The following is a 26,186-nucleotide window of genomic DNA, read 5'->3' as shown; positions in this document are numbered from 1 at the left end:
CGGCACATGGACGACAAGCGCGCACTCCTGCACAAGCTGCTGCAGCGCGTCGCCGCCGGCCGGCGGCAGGGCGCCGGGCCGGCCGACGAGGGCATCGCCGTCATCGGCCTGGCCGGGCGCTATCCGCTCGCGGACACCCCCGACGAGCTGTGGGCCAACCTGAGGGACGGCCGGAGCTGCATCACCGAAGTGCCCGCCGACCGCTGGGACGCGGACGCGCACTTCTCCCCGGACGGCTCAGACCCCGCCAAGGCGTACACCAAGTGGGGCGGATTCCTCACCGACGTCGACAAGTTCGACCCGCTGTTCTTCCAGATCTCCCCGACCGTCGCGGAGAACATGGACCCCCAGGAGCGGCTGTTCCTGGAGACCGCCTGGGCCACCCTGGAGGACGCGGGCTACCCGCCGGGCCGGCTCGGCCGTGACAACCCGGTCGGCGTGTTCGTCGGCCTGATGAACAGCAACTACGAGTGGATGGGCGGCGAGGCGGCGGCCCTGGGCGTGCCCACCGACGCCCACTCCGACCACTGGTCGATCGCCAACCGCGTCTCCCACGTGCTCGACCTCACCGGCCCCAGCCTGGCCGTGGACACCGCTTGCTCGGCCTCGCTGACCGCCGTGCACCTGGCCTGCGAGAGCCTGCGGCGCGGCGAGTGCCAGGTCGCCCTCGCGGGCGGGGTCAATCTGATCCTGCACCCCAAGCACCTGGCCCTGTACGCCCGGCGCCGCATGGTCTCCCACGACGACCGCACCAAGAGCTTCGGCGTGGGCGCGGACGGCTTCGTGGCGGGCGAGGGCGTGGGCGCGATCCTGCTCAAGCCGCTGAGCCGGGCCATCGCCGACGGCGACCGCATCCACGCCGTCATCAAGGGCTCGGCCCTGGGTGCCGGGGGCAAGACGGTCGGCTATACGGTGCCGAGCCCGGTCGCCCAGGCCGAGGTGGTCAAGGGCGCGCTGCGGCGCGCGGGCGTCGACCCGGCCGACATCAGCTACATCGAGGCCCACGGGACGGGCACCCCGCTCGGCGACCCCATCGAGATCTCCGGCCTCCAGGAGGCGATCGGCAAGGCCCTGCCCGGCCAGGGGCAGGGTGAGGGGCAGGGGCAGGGGCAGGGCGAGCCCATCCCCGTCGGGTCGGTGAAGTCCAACATCGGACACCTCGAATCGGCCGCGGGCATCGCGGGCCTGACCAAGGTGCTGCTCCAGCTGCGGCACGGGCAGATCGCGCCGTCCCTGCACTCGGCCGAGCCGAACCCCGAGATCGACTTCTCGGCCACGCCGTTCGTCGTCCAGCAGAAGCTCGTCCCCTGGCCGCGCCGCTTCGCCCCGGGCCCGGACGGCGAGCCGGTGCCGGTGCCGCGCCGGGCGGGGGTCAGCTCCTTCGGGGGCGGCGGGGCCAACGCCCATGTGGTGATCGAGGAGTACGTGCCCAGGGAGCGGCCGGAGCGGGCCGAGCCGGCCGACGGCCCCCAGCTGTTCGTACTCTCGGCCCGCACCGAGGAGCGCCTGCGCGAACAGGCGCGGCGGCTCGCCGACTTCCTGGACCGGCGGCTGGCCACCCTGCGCGGCCCGGGGGCCACCCGGGCCGAGGAGACGCGCGCCTACCAGCGGTGCGCCCGGCTGGCCGCCGCGATCCTGGGCGTGGCCGACACCGACCTGGACGGCCACGCGGACCTCGCGGACTTCGGCTTCGGCGCCGCCGAGCGGGTCGCCTTCGCCGAGCGGCTGCGCGAGGAGTTCGGCACCGAGGTGCCCGCCGCACGGCTGGTGGGCACCTCGCTGCGCGGCCTGGCCGAGACGCTGGCCGCGCCGGACGCCAAGCGGTCCCGGCAGGCCGCCGAGGCCGGGTATCTGGCGTCGCTCGCGTACACCCTGCAGATCGGCCGGGAGGCGATGGACGCCCGGCTCGCCTTCACGGCGTCGGGCATCGCGGACGTACGGGACCTGCTGCGCGCCCACGCCGAAGGCCGCGGCGGCCGGAGCGTGGCGACCGGCCTGCCGGCCGAGCGGACCGCGCCCGACCCGACCGCGCGCGAGCGGGTCGCCCGCGCCCTCGACGAGCGCGACCTGGACGGTCTTGCGGCCCTGTGGACCCAGGGCGCCCGCGTGGACTTCGCCCGCCTCCACCCCGGGCCCGCCCGCTCGCTCGTGACCCTGCCCACCTACCCGTTCGCCCGCAAGCGGTACTGGCTGCCGGACCTGCCGGAGCGCACGGCGGGCGTGCCGCACACGGCGGTCGCGCCGGAGCCCGCCCCGGTAACCGAGCCGGTCCCCACGGCCGAGACGGCCCCCATGGGCTACTACCGGCCGGTGTGGGCCCCCGCCGAGGCCGGGGCGGATCCGCGCCCCGACGAGCCGGGCGGCCTCCGCGTGGCCGTGCTGGCCACCGCCGCCTCGGCCTGGCTCGCCGAGGGGATCGCGCGACGGCACGCGCACGACGAGGTGCGGGTGGTCCGGCTGGACGACGGCCCGCACGGCGCCACCGCCGCGTCCGCCACCAGTGCCTCGGACGCCGACCGGGTCTACCACCTCGGCGGCGTACGACAGGGCCCGGCGCGCCCCGAAGAGCTGGCCCGGGACCAGGAGTGGGGCATCGCCACCCTGTTCCGGCTGGCCCAGGAGTGGGCCCGTACCGGGCGGGCGGCGCGGCTCACCGTCGTCACCAGCGATGTGCACCGGCTGCCCACGGGCAGCGGGGGCAATCCGCACGGCGCCGGACTGCACGGCCTCACCCAGGTGCTGCCCAAGGAGCTGCGCGAACTGCGCTCCGTATGCGTCGACTTCGCCACCGAGGACGCGGCCGACGAGGCCGGGCGCGCCCGGGTGCTCGACGCGGTGACGGCCGAGCCCTGCGACCGCTCCGGGGCCACGGTGCTGCTGCGCGGGGGCGTCCGCCACCTGCGGCGGCTTCAGGCCGTGACGCCCGCCGCGCCGCGCACCCCCGTCTACCGCGACCAGGGGGCGTATCTGCTGGTGGGCGGCACCGGCGGGGTGGGGCTCGCGCTCAGCGAGGAGCTGGCCGTCCGCCACCGCGCCCGGCTGGTGTGGCTCAGCCGGGGCGAACTCGGCGCCGCGCAGCGTCGCACCGTCGAGCGGGTCCGGGCGGCGGGCGGCGAGGTGCTGCAGCTGCGCGGCGACGCCTGCGACCCGGGCGAGCTGCGGCGCGCGGTCGAGGAGGCCAAGGCCCGGTTCGGGGCGCTGCACGGCGTGTTCCACTCCGCGATGGCCTTCAACGACACGCCGCTGGCCGGTCTGACCGAGCGCGAGTTCCGGGATGCCGTCGCCGTGAAGATGGAAGGCAGCGCCGCGCTGGCCGAGGTGGTGCGCGGCGAACCGCTGGACTTCCTCGCCTTCTTCTCCTCCGTGGGCGCCTTCGCGGGCGCCCAGGGGAACGGCACGTACACCACGGCCACCGCCTTCGAGGACGCCTACGCCCTCGACCTCGACCAGCGGCTGCCCTATCCGGTCCGGGTGCTGAACTGGGGCTACTGGGGCGAGGTCGGCTCCGGCGACCGGCCGGGCCTGCGCCAGATGTTCCGCACCTTCGGCATCGAGGCGTTCAGCGTCCGCGAAGGCCTTGCCGCCATCCCGGCGGTCATCGGCGGCGACCTGCCGCAGGTGATGCCCATCCGCGCCAACTCCCAGGCGCTGGCCGCCCTCGGCCTCGCCGAGGACGCGCCGCGCCGGGGGCTGGCGGAAGCCGCGCCACAGCTCACCCGGCCGCGCCCCGACGCCCCCGGGATCGACCGGGTGGTCGACGCGTACCGGACGCTGGACGAGCTGAGCGAGACCGCGCTGCTCGGCGCCTTCCAGCGGATGGGTGTCTTCGCACGCGCGGGGGAGCGGCACCCGAAGGAGGGGCTGGCCGGCCGGCTGGGCGTCGCCGCCAAGCTGGACCGTCAGTTCACGGCGCTGCTCAACATCCTGATCCGCGCCGGACATCTGGCCGACGACGGCGACCACGTGCGCACCCTGGCGGCCGTGGACTCGGCGCCCGTCGCCCCGGAGGCGCTGCGCGCCGCGTTCGACCGGCTGGCCGCCGCCCACCCCGACCTCGCCCCCACCGTGACCCTCACCCGGCTGTGCATGGAGAGCTACCCCGAGGTGCTGCGCGGACGGCTGCGCGCCACCGAGATCATGTTCCCGGACGCGTCCATGGACCTGGTCCAGGACTTCTACAAGGGCAATCCGCTCACCGACTCCTTCAACGACATGGTCGCCGACGCCGTGCGCGGCTATCTGGAGTCCGGGCCCGCCGCCGGGGACCGGGTGCGGGTCGTGGAGCTCGGCGCGGGGACGGGCGCGACCTCCGAGCGGGTGCTGCCGGTGCTCGCCCCGCTCGCGGACCGGGCCGAGTACTGGTTCACCGACATCTCGCCGCGCTTCCTGGAACACGGCCGGGAACGCCTGGGCGCCCGCTACCCGTTCGCCTCCTTCCGCGTCCTGGACCTGGAGAAGGACGTCGCGGCACAGGGCTTCGCGTCGGGCTCGTTCGACGTCGTGGTCGCCACCAACGTGGTGCACGCGACCCGCGATCTGCGGGCCACCCTGCGCAAGGCCCGGCTGCTGCTCAAGCCGGGCGGCTGGCTGGTGCTCAACGAGCTGACGACGCTGCGCAGCAGCAACACCGTCGGCGGCGGCGTGCTGGAGGGGTGGTGGCTGTCCCGGGATCCTCAGCTGCGCATCCCGGACGCCCCGCTGGCCCACCCGGCCGTCTGGGCCCGGCTGCTGGGCGAGGAGGGCTTCGGCGAGGCGGTCGTGCTCGGCCGCACCGACTCGCGGGGCACCGACCTCGGCCAGACCGTGATCGTCGGCGAGCACGACGGCGGCGCGGTGCGCGCGGAGGGGCCGCCCTCCGCGCCGGGGGCGGCCACCGAGCTGGCCGCGGAGGTCGCGGTGGCGGCGAGCCCTGCCCTGGATCAGACCGACCGGGCCGAGCGGGCCGAGGCGGCGCTGCTGGCCCGGCTGAACGCGATCGTGGAGCGGGCCCTGAAGCTGGACGAGCCGGTCAACCCGGACCGCTTGCTGCCGGAGTACGGATTCGACTCGCTGACCGGCATGAAGATCGTCTCGGGGATCGAGGACGAGTTCGGCGTCAAGGTGTCGCTGAACGACTTCTTCGACTACCCGACGGTGCGCGAGGCCACGCGGTACTTCCTGGAGAGCGGCACCCTGACGGTCGACGTCCCGGAGCCCGTGCGCCCCGCCCCCGCACCCGCCCCGGCCCCAACGGCTCCGGCGGCCGTGGCGGCTCCGGCGGCCCCGCTCGCCCCCGTAACGCCCGCCCCCGTAACGCCCGCCGCGCCCCACTCCGCCGCGGCCGCGCTCCTCGGCGGGCCGCCCGCCCAACTCCCGCCGCCGACCCGCCACCCGCTGTCCGAAGGGCAGCGCGCCCTGTGGGTGATCCAACAGCTGGCGGGCGACGGGCCCGCGTACAACCTGCCTCTGGCGTCCTGGCTGGACCCTGCGGTGGACGTGACCGCCCTGCGGGTCGCCCTGCAGAGCCTGCTCGACCGCCACGACGCGCTGCGCACCACCATCCGCACCGAGGACGGCACGCCCTACCAGCACGTCGAGGGGTGGCGGGAACTCTCCTTCACCCGGCGGTATCTGACGGTCACCGACGAGGCCACGGTGGTGACGCGCATCCGCGAAGAGGCGCGGGCCCCCTTCGACCTGGCCCGCGGGCCGCTGCTGCGCGCCACCCTCTTCAGCCTCGCCGACGGCCGCCAGGCGCTGCTGCTGGCCTTCCACCACATCGTCTTCGACGGCGTGTCGATCGGGATCCTGCTGCGCGAACTGGAGGACGCCTACCGGGACGCCCACGCCGGGCGCGCCCCGTCCGCCGTACGCCCCCGGGCCACCTACGGCGACTTCGCCGCGCGGCAGCGGGCCATGCTGGACGGGCCCGAAGGGGAGCGGCTGCGCGCCTACTGGCTGCACCGGCTGGACGCCGAACCGCCCGTCCTCCAGTTGCCGCTGGACCGCCCCCGGCCCGCCGTCCCCAGCTACCGGGGCGCCAGCGTCGAGGGGCGGATCGAGGCGGAGCTGACCGAGGCGGCCAAGGAGCTGGCCCGCGCCGAGCGGGTGTCGCTGTTCAGCGTGCTGGTCTCGGCGTACGTCACGCTGCTGCACCGCTACGGCGCCCAGCGCCGGATCCTGGTCGGCACCCCGGCCGGCGGCCGCCCCGCCGACGGCTTCGACGATGTGCTCGGCTACTTCATGAACATGGTCGTGCTCGCCGCCGACGTCGAGAGCGACGACAGTTTCCGCACGCTCCTGGCCCGGCTCCACCGCACCGCAGCCGAGGCCGTCGAGCACAGCGCGTATCCGCTGATCAGCGTGGCGGAGGAGCTGCGGCGGGCCGGGCGCGGCGCGGCCGGACAGCTGTTCCAGGCCGCCTTCTACTTCCAGAACTGGCTGGACCGGGGCCGCGGCGAGGACGGCCTGGTGCGCGGCATGGTCGACGGGGTGCACCAGGAGGGCGAGTTCGACGTCACCCTCGAGGTCATCGAGGAGCGCGCCGGCTGCCGCTACACCGTCAAGTACAACCCCGACCTGTTCGACGAGGGCACCGTGCGCCGGCTCGGCGAGGACTTCCTGCGGCTGCTGCGCGCCCTGGTGGCCGAGCCCGCCCGGGCCATCGGCGACGCCCCGCTGCTGGACGAGGCCATGCGGCGGAGCCTTGACTCGGGGGCGAACGCCACCCGCCGCGACTATCCGCGCGACCGGCTCGCCTGCGAGCTGTTCGACGACCAGGTGGCCGCCCGGCCCGACGCGGTCGCGCTGATCGACGGAGCCGAGTCCCTGACCTACCGCCGGCTCGCCGACCGCGTCGACGCGCTCGCCGGGCATCTGCGCGCCCTGGGCGTGGCACCGGGCCGCACGGTCGGCGTGCTCGTCGAACGGTCGGCCGACATGGTCGTCGCGCTGCTGGCCGTCATGCGGGCGGGCGGCGCGTACGTTCCGCTCGACCCCGCCTACCCGGCCGACCGGCTCGCCTACATGGCCGCCGACGCCCGGCTGCACCTGCTCATCGCGCACTCCTCGACCGCGGGCCTCCTCGCGGCCAGTGGCGTACGCACCGTCGTGCTGGACCGCGACCGCGAGGCCATCGCCGCCTCCGGGGGCACCGGCGGCGTCCCCGGCGCGACCGCCGAGGACACCGCGTACGTCATCTACACCTCCGGGTCCACCGGCGAGCCCAAGGGCGTCGAGGTCGGCCACCGCGCCCTGGTCAACTTCCTCACCTCGATGGCCCGGGAGCCCGGCTTCGGACCCGACGACCACCTGCTGGCGCTGACCACCGTCTGTTTCGACATCGCGGGCCTGGAGCTGTACCTCCCGCTGGTCACCGGCGGCCGGACGGAGATCGTGCCGACCGAGGTCGCGCGCGACGGGCAGCGGCTGCGCCGCCTGCTGGAGTCCGGGCGGGCGAGCGTCGTCCAGGCCACCCCCGCCACCTGGAAGATGCTGCTGGCGGCCGGGTGGGAGGGCGACCCGCGGCTGCGGGCGCTGTGCGGCGGCGAAGCGCTCGACCAGGACACCGCCCGTGAACTGGCCTCCCGCTGCCAGGAGCTGTGGAACCTCTTCGGGCCCACCGAGACCACCATCTGGTCCGCGGCCTGCAGACTGGCGCCCGGCGACCGGGTGACCCTCGGGCGGCCCATCGCCAACACCCAGCTGTATGTGCTGGACCAGCGGGGCGGGCCGCTGCCGCCCGGCGTGCCCGGAGAGCTGTACATCGGCGGCGACGGGCTGGCCCGCGGCTACCTCGGCCGCCCCGCCCTGACCCGTGAGCGCTTCGTGCCCAACCCGCTGCCGGGGGCGCCCTCGCCGCGCCTCTACCGCACCGGCGACCTGGTGCGCGCGCTGCCCGACGGGCGCCTGGAGTACCTGGGGCGGCTGGACGCGCAGGTCAAACTGCGCGGGTTCCGCGTCGAGCTGGAGGAGATCGAGACCACCGTGCGCCGGCTGCCCGGCGTCCGGGAGGCCGTGGTCGTGGCCCGCGAGACCACCCCCGGCGCCCTGTCGCTGCGCGGCTTCCTGCTGCGGGACGGGAACGTGTCGGACGCCGGGCCCGCGCCCGACAAGGACGAGCTGCGCCGCTGGCTGCCCGACTACATGATCCCCGACGTGCTGGTGCCGCTGCGGAGCTGGCCGCAGACGCTCAACGGCAAGGTGGACCGCAAGGCGTTGGCGGAGCTGTCCCTGACCGAACTGCGCCGCCGCTACGGGTACGGGGACGGCGCCCGATTCGCCGACCACCGGCCAGGGCCCGGCGCGGGCGCGGAGCACACCGGGCAGGCCGACGGGACGGACTCCCACACCGCCCGGCTCACCGCGGACCTCACCCGCATGGTGGGCGCGCTGACCGCCGTCGACCCGGCCGAGGTGCCGCTCGACGCCCCCCTGGGCGAACTCGGCATGAACTCGGTGAGCTTCACCGCCCTGGCCACCGAGCTGGGCCGGCGCTTCGGCATCGAGGTCAGCCCGGTGCTCTTCTACCGCCACCCCACCCCCGCCACGCTCGTCCCGCATCTGCTCCAAGCCCACGCGGGCGCGTTCACCGCCGCGTACGGCCGGCTGCGGCCCGAGCCGGCCGCGCGGCCGATCCCGGCGCCCCGGCCCGATCCGGCCGTCACCGACGCGGACGTCGCGATCATCGGCATGGCCGGCCGGCTGCCCTCCTCGCCGGACCTCGACGCCTTCTGGGACCACCTGGTCGCCGGGCGGGACCTGGTCCAGGAGATCCCGGCCGACCGCTGGGACTGGCGGGAGTACGCCGAGGGTTCGGGCCAGGAAGCGACCTCACGCTCCCGGTGGGGCGGTTTCCTGCCCGACGTCGACCGGTTCGACGCCGCCTTCTTCGGCATCTCGCCCCGCGAGGCCGAACTGATGGACCCGCAGCAGCGGCTCGTCCTGGAGACCGTGTGGGCCGCCGTGGAGAACGCCGGCTACCGGCCCGGCGACCTCGCGGGCAAGCGGGTCGGCGTCTTCCTCGGCGTCACCAACTCCGACTATCCCGAGGTGCAGCGGCACGCCGGGCGCGGCATCGAGGGCCACACGGTCACCGGCTCGGCCCTCTCCGTGATCCCCAACCGCGTCTCGTACCTGCTGGACCTGCGCGGGCCGAGCCTCGCCGTGGACACCGCCTGCTCCAGCTCGCTGACCGCCGTCGAACAGGCCGTCACGGCGCTGCGCGGCGGGGCGTGCGACCTGGCCCTGGCCGGAGGGGTGAACCTGATCCTCACCCCCGCGCTGTACGTGGCGCTCAGCCGCGGCGAGATGCTCAGCGAGGACGGCCGCTGCAAGGCGTTCGACGACCGCGCCAACGGCTATGTGCGCGGCGAGGGCGTGGGCGTCGTGCTGCTCAAACCGCGCGCCGCCGCCGAGCGCGACGCCGATCCCGTGCACGCGGTGATCAAAGCGGCCGTGGTCAACCACGGCGGCCGCACCAACTCGCTGACCTCCCCGAACCCCGAGGCGCAGGCCGAACTCGTCGCCGAGGCCCACCGGCGGGCCGGCACCGACCCGGCCACGGTCGGCTACCTGGAGGCCCACGGCACCGGCACCGCGCTCGGCGACCCGATCGAGGTCAGCGGCCTGAAGACCGCCTTCACCGAGCTGTACCGGGAGGCGGGGCGCCCCGTTCCCGAACGGCCGACCTGCGGGCTCGGCTCGGTGAAGACCAACATCGGGCACCTGGAGGGCGCGGCGGGCATCGCCGGTCTGCTCAAGGCCGTCCTGGCGCTGCGGCACGGGCTGATCCCCGCCAATCTGCACTACCGGCGGCAGAACCCGTATCTCGACTTCGACGGCACCCCCTTCGAGGTCGTCGCGGACACCAGGCCCTGGCCGGCCCCGACGGACGCCGACGGGCGCGCGCTGCCGCGCCGCGCCGGGGTGAGCTCCTTCGGGTTCGGCGGCGCGGGCGCGCACATCGTCCTGGAGGAGGCCCCGCGCCGGGCCGAGGCGGGCGAGGTTCCCGGCGAGCCCGACATCCCCGGCGAGCTGGTCTTCCCGCTGTCCGCCCGTACCCCCGAGGCGCTGGCGGAGGCGGCGGGCAGGCTCGCGGCCTTCCTGCGCCGGGCCGAACCCGGCGCGGCGCGGCCCGCGTTGGCCGATGTCGCCCACACCCTCCAGGTCGCCCGCGAGCCCTTCGAGGAGCGGCTGGCCGTCGTCGCCACCGGCCGCGACGAGCTGCTGGCCCACCTCGACGCCGCGGCGCGCGGCTCCCACGCCCCCGGCGCCGCCCGCGGCACCGTACGCGGGCGCGGCCGGGCCCCGCGCCCCGAACCCGTGGCCGGGCGCGGCCCGGCGGCGCTCGCCCTGGCGTGGACGGAGGGCGCGGACCCCGACTGGTCCGCCCTGTGGCCCGCCCCGCACGGCGACCGCGCGCCCCGCCGGATCGCCCTCCCCGCCTACCCCTTCGCCCGCACCCGCCACTGGGTGAACGCCGCGAGGCCCGGCCAGCCTGTGCCCGTGGCTGGGACGGCGCTTGGCCCTGTGCCTGTCCCCGCGGCCGGGCTCGGGTCCGCGTCCGTGCCCGCTTCCGCGGCCGGGGCCATGCCCGCAGCCGCGTTCGGGTCCGCGCCCGTGCCCGCAGCCGCGTTCGGGCCCGTGCCCGCGGCCGCGTTCGGGTCCGCGCCCGTGCCCGCTTCCGCGCCCGTGCCCGCTTCCGCGGCCGGGCTCGGGTCCGCGGCCGGGCTCGGGTCCGCGTCCGTGCCCGCAGCCGCGCTCGGGTCCGTGCCCGCGGCCGCGTTCGGGTCCGCGCCCGTGCCTGCAGCCGCGGCCGCGTTCGGGTCCGCGCCCGCGCCCGCAGCCGCGTTCGGGCCCGTGCCCGTGCCTGGCTCAGTGCCCGCGCCGGGGACCGCGCACCCAGCGCCCCTGCACCCCACCCTGCTGGACGCCGAGGCGCCCCCGGCCCCCGGGCCCTCGGGCGGCCACGCCCACCCCCACCCCCACACCCACGCCTACGACAAGACGCTCACCGGCGACGAGTTCTATCTGCGCGACCACGTCGTCAGCGGCACCCCCGTGCTGCCCGGCGTCGCCTACCTCGAGATGGCGCGGCTCGCCGGCGAACTGGCCCGCGGCGACGCGCGGGTGAGCCGCGTCGAGGAGGTCGTATGGTCCGCGCCCGTCGCGCTCGACGGCGGGCGGCCCCGGCGGGTGCGGATGCGGATCGCGCCGGAGGGCGACCGGGCCGGGTACGAACTGGTCTCCGTCGACGAGCGCGGGGAGCGCTCCACCCACGGGCGCGGCCGGCTGCTCTTCGGCTCCGGCGCCACGGCGCCTGAGCGGCTGGACCCGGACGCGGTCCGGCGGCGCTGCGGACGGCTGCTCACCCGGGAGGAGTGCTACGCCGAGTTCACCCGGCACGGCTTCGCCTACGGGCCCGCGCTGCGGGTGATCGAGGAGGTGGCGTTCGGGGACGACGAGGCGCTGGCGGAGCTCCGGCTGCCCTGGGCGCTGCGGGCGGACGCGGCCGACTACCGCTTCCACCCCGCGCTGCTGGACGCCGCGCTGCAGACCGTCGGGGTCTTCGCGGCCGCCTCGGCCGGCGGAGTGCCGCACCTGCCGTACGCCATCGGCGCGGTGGAACTGCTCGGCGACCTGGCCCGGGCCCAGTACGCCCAGGTGACCCGCGCCGACGGCGGCGCGGCGGTCTTCGACATCCGCCTCGCGGACGGGACCGGGACGGTGCTGGCCCGCATCGAGCGCTTCACCCTGCGGCCAGTGCCGGGCTCCGCCGGCCCGGTCGCGGGAGACGGCAGGACCGGGGGACACGCCGGTGTGTCCGCGCCCGGGTTGGCGCCCGCGTCCCCGGCGGTGTTCGGGCCGCGGGCGGTGCCCGTGTCCCCGGCCGTGTTCGCGGCCGGTGCTCCTGGTGTGCACGATGACTCGGCCGTGCCGCCCGCGTCGGCGTCCTCGTCCGTGCCCGGCGCGCCTGACGTACCGGGCGAGCTGTTCGCGTTCGCGCCCGGCTGGGAGCGGGCCGACGCCCCCTCGGGCGACGCTGTGCCGAGCGGCAGCGTCCTCGTCCTCGACGCGCAGGGCACCGACGGGCCCGCGCTGGAAGAGGCGCTGGCCCGGCGCGCCCCTGGCGTCCGGGTGACCCGGGCCCGGCTGCGGGCCGCGGACGACGCGGCGGAGGCCGTGGAGCGGCTGGCCGCCACGGCGCCCGGCGAGCCGGTGCACGTGGTGCACCTGGCGCCGCGCACCGGGGACCACCAGCGCGCCGTGGACCTGGGATTCGGCGCCGCGCTCGCGTTCTGCCGCGGGTGGCTCGAGCGGCGGCTGGGTCCGGTGCGGTACCTGTACGCGTACGAGGAGAGCTCGCGGCACGCCGCGTTCGACGCCGCGCTCGGCGGCTTCGCCCGGTCCGTACGGCTGGAGAACCCCGGGCTGCGGATGACCACCCTGGCCTGCGGGCCGGACGTCGACCCGCAGGCCGCGATCGTCTCCGAACTCGCCCCGGCCACCGGGGTGGACCCGGTCGAGGTGCGGGCGGACGGTACGGGACGCCAGGTGCGCGCGTGGCGCGAGGTCACCCTGGGGTCTGCCGCGCCCTTCGGCGCGGGCGGGGCGCACCTGGTCACCGGCGGCACCGGCCGGCTCGGGCTGCTCATCGCCGAACGACTGGCCGCCCGGCTCGCGGACACCGGCACCGTCGTGCTGGTCGGCCGCTCGGCGCCCACGCCGGAGGCGGCCGCCCGCATCGCCGCGCTGCGCGCCGCCGGCGCCCGCGTCGAGCATCTGCGCGCCGACGTGGCCGACCGGCGGCAGGTGGCCGACCTCGTCCAGGAGGTGAGGCGGCGCTTCGGCCCGGTCACCGGCGTGGTGCACGCCGCCGGGCTGCTGCGGGACGGCTTCGTGCTGCGCAAGGACCGCGCCGACGCGGACGCGGTGCTCGCCCCCAAGGTCCTGGGCGCGCTGTGGCTGGACGAGGCCACCCAGGACGAGCCGCTGACCCACTTCACCGCCTTCTCGTCGGCGGCCGCGGTCTTCGGCAACGTCGGCCAGGGCGACTACGCCTACGCCAACGCCTTCCTCGGCGCGTTCCTCGCCCGCCGCGAGCGGCTGCGGGCCCGCGGACTGCGGTCCGGTGCCGGCCTCGCCGTCCACTGGCCGCTGTGGCGGGACGGCGGCATGAGCCCCGACGCCGACGGCGTCCGCCGGATGCGCGACGGTCTGGGCCTCGTACCCCTGGACTCCGCCGCCGCCCTGGACGCGTGGGAGTGCGCGCTGGCGGCGGGGGAACCGGAGATGCTGGCGGGGGCGGGCGACCGCGCGGCGGTGGCCCGCGCGCTCGCGGCCGCGGCACCGGCCGGCACGGTGACATCGACCCACGAGGCGGCGTCGGCGGCGGAGCACGCCGCACCAGCCGCCCACCCCGATCCCGAGACACCCGACGATCTCGCCGAGCGCGCCGAGTCGTTCCTCGTCGAACTTCTCGCCGAAGAACTGCGGATGCCCGCCGAGCAGATCGACCGCACCGAGTCGTTCGAGCGGTACGGGATCGACTCGCTGCTGGTGATGAGCCTGACCGGGGAGCTGGAGAAGCGGTTCGGCACCCTGTCCAAGACGCTGTTCTTCGAGTACCTGACGGTGCGCGAACTGGCCGGGTACTTCGTCGAGAAGCACCCCGAGAAACTGGTCGCCGTGCTGAACCCGGCCCCGGCAACCGCCCCGAGCCCGGCCCCGGCCCCGGCAACCGCCCCGAGCCCGGCCCCGGCCGCCGTCCCGAGTGCCGCCCCGAGCGCCGTTCCCACCGCTCAGCCACGGGCCACCGTCACGGTCACGGTGCCCGAGGAGTCCCGGCCCGCCCCGGCCCCCACCTCCGCGCGCGACGACATCGCGATCATCGGCGTCGCCGGGCGCTACCCGCAGGCCGAAACCCTCACCCACTTCTGGCGCAACCTGGTCGAGGGCCGGGACTGCGTCGAGGAGGTGCCCGCCGACCGCTGGGACCACGCGCGCTACTTCGACCCCGATCCGCGCGCCGCCGGCAGGGCGTATGCGAAGTGGGGCGGATTCCTCTCCGACGCGGACAAGTTCGACCCGATGTTCTTCCGCATGTCGAAGGCCGAGGCCGAACACCTCGACCCGCAGGAGCGGGTCTTCCTGGAGACCGTCTGGCATCTGCTGGAGGACGCGGGCCGGACCCGCGAGAGTCTGTCGGCCGGGCGCACCGGCCTGTTCGTCGGCATGATGTACGGGCACTACCAGCTGTACGGGGTCGAGGAGGCGCTGCGCGGCGAGGGCGCCTCGACCTCCTCCTCGTACGCCTCGGTGGCCAACCGGGCCTCGTACTTCTTCGGCTTCACCGGCCCCAGCGTCGCCGTGGACACCATGTGCTCCTCCTCGCTGGTGACCATCCACCTCGCCGCGCAGGCCATCCGCGACGGCGACTGCGAGACGGCCGTCGCGGGCGGGGTGAACATCTCCAGCCACCCGCTGAAGTATCTCCAGCTGTGCCAGCGCGGCTTCCTGTCCACCGACGGGCGGTGCCGCAGCTTCGGCGAGGGCGGCGACGGCTATGTGCCGGGCGAGGGGACCGGCGCGGTGCTGCTGAAGCCGCTGGCCGCGGCAGAGCGGGACGGCGACCGGATCCTGGCGGTGCTGAAGGGGTCGGCGGTCAACCACGGGGGCGCGAGCAAGGGCTACAGCGTGCCCAATCCGCGCGCCCAGGGCGAGCTGATCGCCGCCTCGATGGCCCGCTCGGGCGTGGACCCGCACGCCATCAACTACATCGAGGCGCACGGCACCGGAACGGCGCTCGGCGACCCCGTCGAGATCAGCGGGCTGCTGCGGGCGTACGAGGAGTTGGGCGTCGACCTGAGCGGCCGGCGGATCGCCCTCGGCTCGGTCAAGTCGAACATCGGACACGCCGAGTCGGCCGCCGGTATCGCCGCCGTGACGAAGGTGCTGCTCCAGCTGAGGCACCGGCAGCTCGTTCCGTCGCTGCACGCCGAGCGGGTCAACCCGAACATCGACCTGGACGCCACGCCGTTCGTGATCCAGCGGGACGCCGCGCCCTGGCCCGCGCCCCGTGACGCGCGGGGCAGGGAGCTGCCGCGGGCGGCCGGGGTGAGCGCGTTCGGCGCGGGGGGCAGCAACGCCCATCTGATCCTGGAGGAGTACGTCCCCACCGCCGCCCCGCCGCCGGCCCCCGCCCCCGGCCCGCACCTGTTCACGCTCTCCGCCCGGGACGGCGCGCGGCTGCGCGCCCACGCCGCCGGTTTCGCCGAGTTCCTGCGCGGCGAGGGCGCGGACACCGACCCGGCGGCGATGGCGGGCACCGTGCACACCGGCCGGGAGGCGATGGCCCACCGGCTGGCCGTGGAGTTCACCGACAACCGCGAGCTGCTGGAGCGGCTGGAGGCGTTCCTCGCCGCCCCCGCCGGACACCCGGCCCCGGCCCCGGCCCAGGTCCCCGGCCTGTGGACGGGAACGGCCGGACGAGGCGCCCAGCCGGTGCGGCGCGCGGACGAACTGCCGCTGCCGGACCTGGCCCGGCACTGGGTCGCGGGCGGCCGCGTCGACTGGCCGCGCGACGGCCGCACCGCGCCCGTGCCGCTGCCCGGCTACCCCTTCGAACGCGAGCGCTGCTGGCTGGACTCGGCGGTCCTGACGGGACCGGGGGACGAGCGCGGTGGCTCCGGTGGCGCGGGCGGCGCCGGACGCGCCCCGCGCCGGGACACCGCCCTGCTGGCCAAGGCGTGGGAGCCCGCCCCCGCGCCCCCCGCCGAGCCCGGCCGGCTGCCGCACGGCGCCGCGATCCTGGCCCACCCGGGCAGCGCCGACCTGGCCGAGCGGCTGCGGGCGGCCCTGCCCGGCGCCCGGGTGCTCGGGCCCGCCGAGTTGGCCGAGGCGGTGCGTACGGGCGAGGACCCGGCGGAGCGCTACGACGCGGTGATCGACCTGACCGGCCGCGGCGGGCCCGCCGGGCCGGGCCTGGACGACCTGGACGACTGGCTGCCCTGGCTGCAGCGCCTGGTCGGCGGCGCCGCCGAGGGCCTGATCGCGCTGGGCGTCACCCGTGGGCTCGAACGGCTCGCGGACGAACCGGCGCCGGCCGCGCACCCCGCGGCGGGCGCGACGCGGGCCGGTCTGTACCGGATGCTGCAGAGCGAGTACGGGCGGCTCCGCTCCCGCCACACCGACCTGGACCCCGGGGCGGACCCGGAGGGCGAGGTCGGCCAGATCCTGGCCGAGCTGGCCGAGTTGGCCGCGGGCGGTGCGGATGCCGAGACCGCGCACCGGGACGGCGAGCGGTTCCGGGCCGTGCTGCGGGAGCTGCCCGCGCCCGCGGTCGCCGAAGCCCCCCGCACCCCCTTCCCAAAGGACGCGGTCCTGTGGGTCACCGGAGGTACCCGAGGGCTCGGGCTGCTGGCCGCCCGGCACTTCGTACGCCGCCACAAGGTGCGCAAGCTGGTCCTCACCGGCCGTGAGCAACTGCCGCCGCGCGAGCGGTGGCACGAGCTGCGCGACGAGCCCGGCGCGCGCGGCGAGAAGCTGCGGGCGCTGCTCGCGCTCGCCGACGAGGGCGTCGACCTGCGGGTGCTGTCCGTGCCGCTGACCGACGCGGACGCCCTCGCCGCCGCCCTGCGCGACGTCAGGGAGACGATGGGCCCGGCCGGTGGCGTCCTGCACTGCGCGGGCCTCGTCGACGGCGAGAACCCGGCCTTCGTCCGCAAGCCGCTGGAGCGGGTGCGCGACGTGCTCGCCCCCAAGTCGGCCGCCCTGGACGCGCTCCTCGGCTGCTTCGCGCATGAGCCGGTGCGCTTCTTCGCGCTGTTCTCGTCGGTCGCGGCCGCCGTGCCGGCGCTCGCGGTCGGCCAGAGCGACTACGCCATGGCCAACGCGCGGCTGGACTACGCGGCCGAGGCGGCGGCGTACGGGCTGCCGCTCGTCAGCGTCCAGTGGCCGAGCTGGCGCGATACGGGCATGGGCGAGGTCCGCAGCCCGGCCTTCCGGCGCACCGGCATGGGCAGCCTCGGCGACGAGGAGGGGCTGGAGCTGCTGGACCGGGTGCTCGACGGCGGGTACGGGCGCGTGGTGCTGCCTGCGGCCATCGCCGACCCCACCGCCTTCGACCCGGCGGCCCTGACCGGACGCCGCCTCGGCGCGGACCGCCAGGCCGCGCCGCGGCAGGCCCCGGCTGCCCCAGCCGCTCCCGCTGTTCAGGCGGTGGCGCCAGGGGTCGTCGCCGCGGCGGTCGACTGGATGCTGGGCGTGCTCGCCGAGGACCTGCGCTTCGACCGGGACAAGCTCAGCGCCGATGTGCCCGTCGAGGACTACGGCATGGACTCGATCATGGTCACCCAGCTGCTGACGACCGTCGCCAAGCGCCTGGACACCGAGCTCGACCCGTCGGCCCTCCTGGAGCACTCCACGGTCTCGGCGTTCGTCTCCTGGCTCGCCGCTCGGCACGGGCCGGCGCTGACCGCGGCCTTCGGCGGCGCGACGCCGCCCGAGGCCACCGCCACACCCGCCACCGCCACACCCGCCGCCCCGATCGCCACCGCCACACCCGCCACCGCCACCGTTCCCGCTGCCGTCCGGGCCCCGGTCACGGCACGGGCGTACGCCCCCGCGGACCCGCCGGGCCCGGCCGGGGCGGGCGGGCCGCTCGACATCGCCGTCGTCGGCATGGCCTGCCGCTTCCCGGGGGCCCGGACGCCCGAGGAGTACTGGCGGCTGCTGCGCGAGGGGCGCAGCGCCATCGGGCCGGTGCCCCGCGAGCGCTGGGGCCACGACAGCCCCTTCCAGGCGGGACTCGTCGACGGATACGGGGAGTTCGACCCCGGGTTCTTCCTGATCCCCGAGGCGGACGCCGCCGCGATGGACCCGCAGGCGCTCCTGCTGCTGGAGGAGACGCTCGCGCTGTGCGCCGACGCGGGCTATCCGCACACCGACCTCAAGGGACGGCCCATCGGTGTCTACATCGGAGGCCGGGCGCACCACGTCCCGGACGAGGAGACGCTGCTGCGCGCCCGCAACCCGATCGTGGCCGTCGGCCAGAACTACCTGGCCGCCAACGTGTCGCAGTTCTTCGACTTCCGCGGCCCGAGCGTGGTCGTGGACACGGCCTGCTCCTCCGCTCTGGTGGCGCTGGGCATCGCCGCCCAGGCGCTGCGCGGCGGGGAGATCGAGGCCGCCGTCGTCGGCGGGGTGAGCCTGCTCAACTCCGACGACGCGCACCGGGTGTTCTCGCGGCGCGGCATCCTCACCGACGAGCCCGCCTTCCACGTCTTCGACCAGCGTGCCCGCGGCATCGTGCTGTCGGAGGGCGTGGGGCTGGTGCTGCTCAAACCGCTGCACCGGGCGCTGGCCGACGGCGACGACATCCGGGCCGTGATCAAGGGTCTGGCGGTCAACAACGACGGCCGCACCGCGGGCCCGGCCACCCCCAACATCGCCGCGCAGCGCGCCGTGCTGCGCGCCGCGCTCACGGCGAGCGGCAAGCGCCCCCAGGACATCGGCTACATCGAGGCCAACGGCTCCGGCTCGGCCGTGACCGACCTGCTGGAGCTGAAGGCCGTCTCGTCCGTCTATGGCGAGGAGACACACGAGGAGGCCCGCGAGGAGACGGGGCCCCGGGAGGAGCCCTGCGCCCTGGGGTCGGTCAAGCCCAACATCGGGCATCCGCTGTGCGCGGAGGGCATCGCCGGTCTCCTCAAGGTGGTGCTGATGCTGCGCCACCGCGAACAGGTGCCGTTCCTCTCCGGGCAGCGGCCGCCGGACCACTTCGACCTGGCGGCGTCCCCGTTCCGGTTCGTCCGGGCCGCCGAGCCCTGGCCGGGGGAGCGGCCGGTCGCCGCCGTGAACTGCTTCGCCGACGGCGGCACCAACGCCCACGTGATCGTCGAGGCGTGGGCCGGACCCGACGACGACGGGCGCGAGCGGCGCGGCCGCGCCGCCCTGCCCCAGCTCAACCGCCGTCCGATCGGGCGGCCGACCACCGAGGGAGCGCGCGTGCGCGAGCGACTTGACCTGTCCGCCGCCGACCCGGCGGTCGCCGGCCACCGGGTGAACGGGCGGCTGCTGCTGCCCGCCCTGGCCTATGTCGACCTGGTGCACCAGGCGTTCCGCGCGCACGGTCACACTCCGGGCCGCCTGGAGCTGCGCGATCTGACCATTCTGCGGCCGCTGGAGGTGCCGGACGGCGGGCACCGCGAGGTCGACATCGAGGGCGAGCCCTTGGCGGCGGGCGGATGGCGGGTGCGGGTCGTCGATCCGCGGGACACCGGCCGCCCGTACGCGACCGTCTCGGTCCTGCCCTGCGAACCCCCGGCGTTCCCCGGACGGCTGGACGTCACGGCGCTGCCCGGCACGCCCGTCGCCCTGGAGACGGTGTACGCACACCACGGCGAGCGGGGCCTGACGCACAGCGGTGCGCTGCGGGCGCGGGGCGAGGTGTGGGAGGACGAGCGGCAGCTGGTCGCCTCCGTGTCGGCCGGCGACGAGGCCCCGGCGGACCGGTTCCTCTTCCACCCGGCACTGCTGGACGGCGGCGCCATCGCGGCCGGGCCGCTGTTCCGGGCCGCGGCGGAAGAGGAGGGGAGCCTCTTCCTGCCCATCCACGTCGCGTCCTTCCGCGCGAGCGGGCCCCTGGGGCGGCACGCCGTGGCCCGGGTGGGCAAGGAGACCGTGGGCCGCGCGGGCGAGCTGGTGTATCTGACCCTCGACTTCTACGACGAGTCGGGCCGGCAGATCGCCCGCCTGGAGCGGCTCACCAGCAAGCTCGTACGCGCCGGATCCCTCCCGACGGCCACGGCCACGGCCACGGCCACGGCACCGGAGCCGGCCACAACACCCGAGCAGGCCACAACACCCGAGCAGGCAGGGACACCGGAACCGGAGCAGGCCGGCCCGCCCCCGCGCGTCGTGCGGCGCGGCGACCCGGCCCGGGCCGCGGCCTTCCTGCGCGGCCTGGTCGCCGAGCGCACCGGACGGCCGGCCGAGGACATCGACACCGGCACCGGCTACTACGAACTGGGCCTGGAATCCGCCCAGGTGCTGGAGCTCGTCGGCGCGATCGAGCGGGCCGTCGGGGCCCCGCTGTCGCCCACGCTGCCGTTCGAGTACGCCACCGTCCGCGACCTCGCGGCACATCTGGCCGAGGCCCATCCGCAGGCGTTCGGCGGCGACCTGGCAGCCCCGACGCCGACCCGGACCCCGACTTCAACCCCAACCCCAACCCCAACCGCGCCCGCGCCGGTGCCGACACCCGCTCCCGTACACGACTCCGTAGCCGCCCCCGCCCCCGCACCCGCCCCCGTCTCCGGCCCGGGCGAGCCGATCGCCATCATCGGGATGGCGGGCCGCTATCCGGGCGCGGCCGATCTCGACGCGTTCTGGACGAATCTGCGCGACGGGCGCGACACCGTCCAGGAGGTGCCCGAGTCGCGCTGGCCGCGGGCGGACGTGGCCCATGTGCGCGGGCCCAGCGGGCGGGAGGTGTCCCGGTGGGGCGGCTTCCTGGAGGACGTGGACCGCTTCGACGCGGGCTTCTTCCGCATCTCCCCGCGCGAGGCCGAGGGGATGGACCCCCAGGAGCGACTTTTCCTGGAGACCTGCTGGCAGGCCGTCGAGGACGCCGGATACACCCCGGCCACGCTCTGCCCGCCCACCGGCCCCGACAACCGGCGCCACGTCGGCGTGTTCGCCGGCGTCATGCAACACGACTACCTGCTGATCGGGGCCGACGCGCTCGCCGCCGGGGCCGCCGTCCCGCTGGTGCTCAACCAAGGGCAGATCGCCAACCGGGTCTCCTTCTTCTGCGACTTCCACGGGCCCAGCATCACCATGGACACCGTCTGCTCCTCGACGCTCGGCGCCGTGCACCTGGCGGTGCAGAGCGTGCGGGCGCGGGAGAGCCGGGTGGCGATCGTCGGCGGGGTCAACCTGTCGCTGCACCCGGCCAAGTACCTGACGTACGGGATGGCCAACATGCACGCCTCCGACGGCGTGTGCCACTCCTTCAGCGAGGGCGGCGACGGCTATGTGTCCGCCGAGGCCGTGGGCGCGGTGGTGCTCAAGCCGCTGGCGGACGCGGAGCGCGACGGCGACCACGTCTACGCGGTGATCCGCGGCAGCGCGGCCGGGCACGCGGGCACCACCAGCGGGGTCACCGTGCCCAGCCCGGTGGGTCAGGCGGACATCATCGCCCGCGCCATCGCGGACTCCGGAATCGACCCGCGGACCATCGGCTATGTCGAGGCCCACGCCGCCGGCACCTCCCTCGGCGACCCGATCGAGGTGGAGGGCCTGGCCCGGGCGTTCCGGGCCGGGCCGCACGGGACCCGGGACACCGGCTTCTGCGGGCTCGGCTCGGTGAAGTCCAACATGGGGCACGCCGAGGGCGCGGCGGGCATCGCGGCCCTGACCAAGGCCGTGCTGCAGCTCAAGAACCGCACCCTGGTGCCCTCGCTGCACGCCGACCCGCCCAACCCGCACCTGGGGATCGAGCGCACGCCCTTCCAGGTTCAGCGCACCCTGGAGGAGTGGCGGCCGGTCCTCGGGGCGGACGGCGCGCCCCTGCCGCTGCGGGCCGGGGTGAGCAACATCGGCGCCACCGGCTCCAGCGCCCATCTGGTGGTCGAGGAGTACATCCCGGAGCCCGTGGAGGGCGCGGCCGGTACGGACACGTGGCCGGGCCCGGCGGTGGTGCCGCTGTCCGCGCGCGACGCCGACCGGCTCACCGCGTACGCCCAAGCCCTGCTGGCCCGCCTCACCGCCGACCGCTCCACCGACGTCCGGGAGCTGACGGGCCGGCTGCTCGCCGGTCTGCTCGGGGTGGACCGCGGCGACCTCGACACCGCCGCCCCGTGGCAGGAGCAGGGCGTCGAGCCGATCCACCTCGCGGCGCTGGAGGAGCGGCTGTACGAGGAGGCGCGGCTGCGGGTGACGACGGCGGAGCTGCTGGACGCCGGGAGCCTCGACGCGGCCGCCGAGCGGCTGGGCGGGCGGACCGGGCCACCGCGCCACACGCTCGCCGAGGTGGCGTACACCTTCCAGGTGGGCCGCCGGGCGATGGCCGAGCGGGCCGCCTTCGTCGCCCGTGACCTCGACGAACTGGTCCGGCAGCTCACGGCGTTCGTCGACGGCGAACAGAAGATCCCGGGGGTGCACCGGGGCGCGGCCAAGGGCAACAAGGACATGGTCGCCCTGTTCGCCGACGACGACGCGTACCAGGAGGTGGTGCGCGGCTGGACGGCCCGCGGTGCCTTCGACAAGCTCGCCGCCTCCTGGGCCGTGGGCCTCGACGTGGACTGGCGGGCCTGCTACCCGGGCCGCGCTCCGCGCCGCGCCCCGCTGCCCACCTACCCGTTCGCCCGGGACCGCTACTGGCTCCCCGGCGCCCGGCCCGGTCTGCGCCGGTCCGGCGAGCCGGCGGCGGAGCCGCTGCGCAACACCTCGACCCTCGACGAGACCCGCTTCACCGCCGAGCTGACGGCCGGCCACCCGCTGCCCGACGACGCGGTGCTCGGCCTGGTGCAGGCCGCCGCCGCGCGGGCGCTGGAGGTTCCGGAGGAGCTGATCGAGCCGTACGGCACCGAGTGGCACGAGCCGGTGCCCGTGCCCGCGCCGGCCGGCGACGCGGCCGGGGCCGCCCGGCTGCATGTGCTGCTGGACGCCGAGGAGGACGGGACGGTCCGCTTCGAGGTGGCCACCGAGGCCCCGGACCCGGCGGACGGCTATCTGACGCACTGCTCCGGGCTCGTGAGCGCGGACCTGGGCGGCGACGAGGAGGAAGAGCGGCGCCACGTCTTCCTCACCAAGCGGTGGCGGCAGGCGGAGGCGGCACCGCCGGCCCCCGAGGAGGAGGACGGCCCGCGCCGCCGGGTGGTCGTGCTGTCCACCGCACAGACCCGCGACCTCGCCTGGGCGCTGGACCGGCATCTGCCGCCGCGCCACGAGGTGGTGGTGCGCGAGGTGGACGGCCCGGCGGACCTCCCGGACCCGCGCTGGGAGAAGTGTGACGGCTGGATCGACCTGGTGGGCTGCGGCTCCGCGGACCGGGCGGACGGCACGGATGGCTCAGTCGGCTCGGACGAGTGGATCGGGCTGCTGCAGAGGTTCATCGAGTCCGGCCGCCGGGACCGGATGCGGGTGCTGGGCGTGACCCGGCGGCTCGAACCGTTCGACCCCGCCGGCCCCCTGAGTGACGGTCCGGTCAACCTCGCGGGCGCGACCCGGGCCGGGCTGTACCGGGCGCTGCAGAGCGAGTACGCCCATCTGGCCTCCCGGCACCTCGACACCGACGCCGACCTCGCCGATGTGGAGGCGCTGGCCGCCCAGATCGGCGCCGAGTACGCCGCACAGGACGAGCCCCCGGCCGTCTGCTACCGCGACGGCGCCCGTCACCTGCCGTATCTGCACGAGGAGCCCGGCGCTCCGGACACGCCCGCGCCCGAGCCGTTCCCCGCCGACCAGGTGCTCTGGGTGACCGGTGGCACCCGAGGGCTCGGGCTGCTCGCCGCACGCCACTTCGTACGCCGCCACGGCGCGCGCAAGGTGGTGCTGATGGGCCGGGAGCCGCTGCCGGAGCGGGCCCGGTGGGCGGAGCTGGCCGGGGAGGACTCCGCGCTCGGCCGCAAGCTGGCCGCGTTCCTCGCCCTGGAGGCGGACGGCGCCGAGGTGCGGGTGCTGACCACCCGGCTCGGCGACCGGGACGCGATGCGGGAGGCGGTGCGCGCGGTCGTGCGGGACATGGGGCCGGTCGGTGGCCTGCTGCACGCCGCCGGGGCGGGCGATGCGGAGAACCCGGCGTTCATCCGCAAGCCCCTGGAGTCCGTCCGGCGGGTGTACGAACCGAAGGCGGACGGCCTGGACGTGCTCCACGCGTGCCTGGCGGACCAGCCCCTGCGGTTCTGGGTGCTGTTCTCCTCGACGGCCTCGGCGGTGCCCAGCCTCGGCGCGGCCAACTGCGACTACGCGGCGGCCAACGCCTGTCTGGACTTCTTCGCCGGCGCCCACGCCGGGCGGCTCCCGGTGGTCAGCGTCCAGTGGTCCAGCTGGCGGGAGAGCGGCTTCGGCGAGATGACCACCCCCGCCTACCGGCGGACCGGCCTGGGCAGCCACACCGATGAGGAAGGGCTGCGGATGCTGGACGAGATCCTGGCCCGCAGGCCGGCGGCGGTCCTGCTGCCGTCCATCCCCGACCGGGCGAACTGGCGGCCCGAGGACCTGCTCGGGCGGCAGATCCCGGCCGTACCGGGGGCGGCACCGGACGAGCGGCCCGCCCCGCCCGCCGTCCCCGTCCCCGTCCCCGCCAAGGCTGCCCCCGCTCCCGCTCCCGCACCGGCTCCGGTCGCGGCGGAGGACCTGGTCGCGGTGGTCCGGGCGTGGCTCGTCCAGCTCTTCTCCGAGGAGCTGCGCATGCCCGCCGAGCAGCTGGACGGCGAGGTGCCCTTCCACGAACTCGGCGTGGACTCCATCCTGCTGGCCCAGGTGCTCCAGCCGATCAACCGGAAGATCGCCGAGCCGATCGACCCGTCGGCGCTGTACGAGTACGCGACCTTCGACGAGTTCGCCCAGTGGCTGGCCGACACCCGGGGTGGCGAACTGGCCCCGGTGGTCGGTGCCGCTCCCGTGGCCCCCGCCGCCGAAGCCCCCGCCCCCACGCCCGTACCCGCCGCCCCCGCCGGACCGCGCCCGCAGCGGGCCCCGGCCCGCCGCTCGCCGCGCCGCGCCAAGCGGCGGCCCGCGCGCGGCACGGCCCCGGCGGCCGGCCCCGCGCCCGCCCCCGCGGCCGTCACCGGGGCCCCCGCCGCCACGGATATCGCGATCGTCGGGCTGGCCGGGCGGTTCCCCGGTGGCAGCGACCTGGACGACTACTGGCGGATGCTCGGCGACGGGCGCAGCGCGATCGCGCAGGTGCCCGCCGAGCGCTGGGGCGCCCGGCCGGGGGACCACGCGGCGCTGCTGCCCGAAGTCACCTCCTTCGACACGGACTTCTTCGGCATCCCGCCCGAGGAGGCCGCGGCGATGGACCGGCAGGCGCTGGTGCTGCTGGAGGAGTGCGCCGCCCTGATCGCACACGCCGGATACACCCGGGAGGAGGTCAAGGGGGCGCGCACCGGCGTCTACATCGGCGCCCGGGGCAGGCTGCGCGCCGAGGACGAGACCCGGCACTCGATCCGCGCGGTGGGCCAGAACTACCTGGCCGCGAACCTGTCCCAGTTCTTCGACCTGCGCGGGCCCGGTGTCGTGGTCGACACCGCCTGCTCCTCCGCGCTGACCGCGATGCACATGGCGGTCCAGGCCCTGCGCACCGGCGAGATCGACTCCGCCGTCGTCGGCGCGGTCTCGCTGCTCACCAGCGGCGAGGCCCACGACGGGATGCGCAACCGGGGCATCCTCAGCCCCGAGCCCGTCTTCCACGTCTTCGACCGCAGGGCGAGCGGGGCCGTGCTGGGCGACGGCTGCGGCCTGGTCCTGCTCAAACCGCTGGAGGCGGCGGTACGGGACGGGGACCGGGTCCACGCGGTGCTCAAGTCCGTCGCGGTCAACAACAGCGGCCGCACGGCGGGCCCGACGGCACCCAGCTTCGAGGCCCAGAAGGAGGTGCTGCGCGCCGCCTTGGAGCGCAGCGGCCTGCGGGCCGAGGACATCGGCCATGTGGAGACCAACGGCTCCGGTTCGCAGGTCACCGATCTGCTGGAGCTGAAGGCGATCCAGGCCGTCTACCGCCCGGACTCAACCGAGCCGTGCACGCTGGGCTCCATCAAGCCCAACATCGGGCATCCGCTGTGCGCGGAGGGCATCGCGGCGTTCCTGAAGGCCGTGCTCATGCTCCGCAACCGGCAGCAGGTGCCGTTCCTGTCCGGGCAGCAGCCGCTCGACCACTTCGACCTGGCGGCCTCGCCGTTCCGCTTCCCGCGCGAGGGGATGCCGCTGCCCGGGAAGCGGCCCGTCGTCGCGGTCAACTGCTTCGCCGACGGCGGCGCCAACGCCGCCGTCATCCTCCAGGCGTGGGACGAGGAGGCGGCCCCGGCCCCCGGCCGCAAGCCGCTGTCCCCGCCCCTGCTGGACCGCCGCCCGCTGCCCGGTGCCGAGCGCGGCGCCGCGGCCCGGCCGTCGGTCTGGGAGAAGTACTCGGCTCCGGCTGCCCCCGCGCCGCCCGAGGGGAATGCCACGCAGCTCACCGTCTGGGAAAGGTACTGAGC

The 26,186-nt window shown here is 76.0% G+C and carries 1 protein-coding gene; it reads left to right on the top strand.

The window, feature by feature from the left end:
* The first annotated feature begins 6 nt into the window (after window positions 1–6).
* The gene (locus tag ACWY4P_RS17740) at window positions 7–26,184 is read left to right on the top strand and encodes an amino acid adenylation domain-containing protein (protein ID WP_456211518.1); all 26,178 of its coding nucleotides are present in this window, start codon (window positions 7–9) and stop codon (window positions 26,182–26,184) included.
* Window positions 26,185–26,186 lie beyond the last annotated feature (2 nt).

This window comes from Streptomyces sp. LZ34, assembly GCF_053890475.1.
This window is presented reverse-complemented; position numbering and strand designations above follow the sequence as displayed.

Excerpts from the sequence above, each read along its gene's own strand:
- ACWY4P_RS17740 (WP_456211518.1), top strand. The coding sequence starts at position 7 with ATGGACGACAAGCGCGCACTCCTGCACAAGCTGCTGCAGCGCGTCGCC.